Here is a 3,368-nt window from a genome sequence, read left to right as displayed (position 1 = left end):
CGCCGCGGCGAGGAGCGCGGGTACGGCGACGTGGACGGGCAACCGCAGCGCGCGGGTCGCGCCCGCGACGGCCAGCAGCATCTCCCCGGAGGGCAGGGCGCGCAGCGCGAGGTCCGCGGGCAGCCCGGCCAGGTCCCCGCTGCCGTCGTCGACGGCGAACAGCACCCGGCCGGGCAGCGCGGCGAGAGCCGGATCCGCGCACAGCCGGCGGTCCAGCTCGGCGACGACCGGCGCGATGTCCCGGCAGCCGGCCTCGCCGCGTCCGGACAGCGGCGAGCCCACGATGTTGCGGACCCGCTCGTGCGTCGTCGAGGGCAGCAGGCCGACCGCGCTCACCCGGGCGGCGAGCTCCTCGACCGTGCCGTCGGCCAGGCCGCGTAGCTGCACGTTCGCCCGGGAGGTGAGCTCAAGGTGGCCGTCGGCGAACTCCCGCGCGCAGCCGGCGAGGGTCTTCGCCGCGGCGGCGGTCAGCCGCCCCCCGGGCAGCCGCAGCCGCGCGAGCGCGCCATCCGCGGCCGGATGTGTCGTCAGCACACCGGGGCAGGCGTCGCGGACACGCTCCCGCGGACTGGTGGGCACCGGCGGAGCATACGTGCCGGACTCGGGCGATGCCGGTTGATCGTTTCTTTGTCACGACGACAGCGGAGTGCTTGACAACACCGCCCACCTCTCTGCGATCGTGACGGGGCCACGAGCGGCGAACGGCGAGGAAGTCCGGCGCGAATCCGGCGCGGTCCCGCCACCGTCACCGGGGAGTGCGCCCCAGGCACGGCCACCGACGCGGGGCGTGGACCCCCGGGAAAGGCATCACCATGTCGCCTGTGCAGACTCCTCCCACCGATCCGTCCGACGATCCGTCGACCGACCCTTCCGACGATCCGTCGACCGCGTTCGCCCGCGAAGCCGGGGAGACACCAGGAGCCGGGGAGACGGAGGTCGACGCGGTCGTCCTGCTGCTGTCGACGTCCGACACCGACCTACTCTCCGCGCGGGCGAGCGGAGCCCGCTACCGCCTCGCCAACCCGGCCCGGCTCTCCGTCGCCGATCTCCCGGCGCTGACCAGCGGTGCCGATGCGGTCGTGGTGCGCATCCTCGGCGGCCGGCGGACCTGGGAGGAGGGGCTCGACACGCTGCTCGCCGGCCCGCGCCCGGTGGTCGTGCTCGGTGGCGAACAGACCCCGGACGCGGAGCTCATGGCCGTCTCCACGGTGCCCGGCGGCATCTGTGCCGAGGCACACGCCTACCTCGCCCAGGGCGGTCCGGCCAACCTCGGCGAGCTGCACCGATTCCTCGCCGACACCCTGCTGCTGTCCGGTACCGGATTCGCCCCACCGGTGACCATCCCGGCCTGGGGGGTGCTCGACCGGGCCGCGGACGCATCAGCCACCCCGGACGCATCAGCCAGCCAGGACGCATCAGCCAGCCGGGACGCCCCGGACGCCCTCGTGGGGAACGCGGTGCGGCCGGTCATCGGTGTCCTGTACTACCGCGCGCACCACGTCGCCGGGAACACCGCGTTCGTCGAGGCACTCTGTGCCGCGGTCGAGCGTGCCGGCGGGGATCCGCTGCCGGTGTACTGCGCGTCGCTGCGCGCCGCCGAACCCGAGTTGCTCGCCACCCTCGGGCGGGCGGACGCGCTGATCGTCACCGTGCTCGCCGCGGGTGGCAGCCAGCCGGCGCACTCCTGCGCCGGAGGCGACGACGAGGCGTGGGACGTCGGCGCGCTGGCCGCGCTGGACATCCCGATCCTGCAGGGACTGTGCCTGACCAGCGGCCGGGCGACGTGGGCGGAGTCGGACGACGGGCTGTCCCCGCTGGACGCTGCGACACAGGTGGCGATCCCCGAGTTCGACGGGCGCCTGATCACCGTGCCGTTCTCCTTCAAGGAGATCGATGCGGATGGGCTGACAAGCTACGTCGCCGACACCGAACGCGCCGACCGGGTGGCCGGCATCGCCGTCGCGCACGGCCGGCTGCGGCACGTCCCACCGGCCGAACGCCGGGTGGCGCTCATGCTCTCGGCCTACCCGACGAAGCACTCCCGGATCGGCAACGCGGTGGGCCTCGACACCCCGGCGAGCGTCGTGCGCCTGCTGCGGGCGATGCGCGCGGCTGGATACGACACCGGGCCCGATGACGGCCCTGATGCGCTGCCGGGGGTCACGGCCGAGGACGGTGACGCCCTGATCCACGCGATCATCGCCGCGGGCGGGCAGGATCCGGCCTGGCTGACCGAGGAGCAGCTCGCCGGTAACCCGGTCCGGATCAGCGCGGCGCGGTACCGGGCGTGGTTCGACGCCCTGCCCGCCGACCTGCGGGAGAGCGTCGAACGGCGTTGGGGGCCCGCGCCCGGCGAGCTGTACGTCGACCGGTCCGCGAATCCGGACGGGGAGATCGTGCTCGCCGCGCTGCAGGCCGGCAACATCGTGCTGTTGGTCCAGCCGCCACGCGGCTTCGGGGAGAACCCGGTCGCCATTTATCACGATCCCGGCCTGCCGCCGAGCCACCACTACCTCGCCGCCTACCGGTGGCTCGCCAGCGGCCCCGGCGGCCCCGGCAGCCCCGGCGGTTCCGGCGGTTCCGATAGTTCCGGCGGCTTCGGCGGCTTCGGCGGCTTCGGTGCGCACGCCGTCGTCCATCTGGGTAAGCACGGAACGCTGGAGTGGCTGCCCGGCAAGACCGTGGGCATGTCCGCGTCCTGTCCGACCGACGCGGCGATCGGCAACCTGCCGTTGATCTACCCGTTCCTCGTCAACGACCCGGGCGAGGGCACGCAGGCGAAGCGCCGGGCGCACGCGACCCTGGTCGATCATCTGGTTCCGCCGATGGCCCGCGCGGAGAGCTACGGCGACCTGGCCCGCCTGGAACAGCTGCTCGACGAGCACGCCACCATCGCCGCCATGGATCCGGCGAAGCTGCCGGCCATCCGCGCGCAGATCTGGACGCTGATCCAGGCCGCCCGGCTCGATCACGACCTGGGACTGACCGACCGGCCGCACGACGCCGAGTTCGACGACTTCCTGCTGCACGTCGACGGGTGGCTGTGCGAGGTGAAGGACGCGCAGATCCGCGACGGCCTGCACGTGCTCGGCGAAGCACCGACCGGCGGGGCGCGGATCAACCTGGTGCTCGCGATGCTGCGGGCCCGGCAGATGTGGGGCGGGCGCGTCACCCTGCCGGGGCTGCGGGAGACCCTCGGGCTCGTCGAGGACGACCGGGCGGCCCGCGGCGCGGTCGACGCCGCCGAGGCGACGGCGCTCGCCCTGGTAACGGCGATGGAGGAACGCGCCTGGGACCCGTCAGCCGCATCCGACGTGGTGACGACCGTCCTCGTCCCCCCCCCCTCGCCAGCGACCACCCCCTTGCCC

General features: G+C 74.1%; 1 protein-coding gene and 1 pseudogene. One reads left to right on the top strand and one right to left on the bottom strand.

Annotation, left to right across the window (positions count from 1 at the left end):
* Positions 1 to 579, bottom strand: a pseudogene (locus AC08OX_RS06265) (nitrite reductase); the annotation flags it as partial.
* A 233-nt stretch (positions 580 to 812) separates the two neighbouring features.
* Here AC08OX_RS06265 and AC08OX_RS06260 point away from each other — a divergent pair.
* Positions 813 to 3,368: cobaltochelatase subunit CobN (locus AC08OX_RS06260; RefSeq protein WP_476606942.1), on the top strand; the 2,556-nt coding region annotated here is incomplete at its 3' end.

This window comes from Frankia sp. CoBUL1 (assembly GCF_978021245.1).
This window is presented reverse-complemented; position numbering and strand designations above follow the sequence as displayed.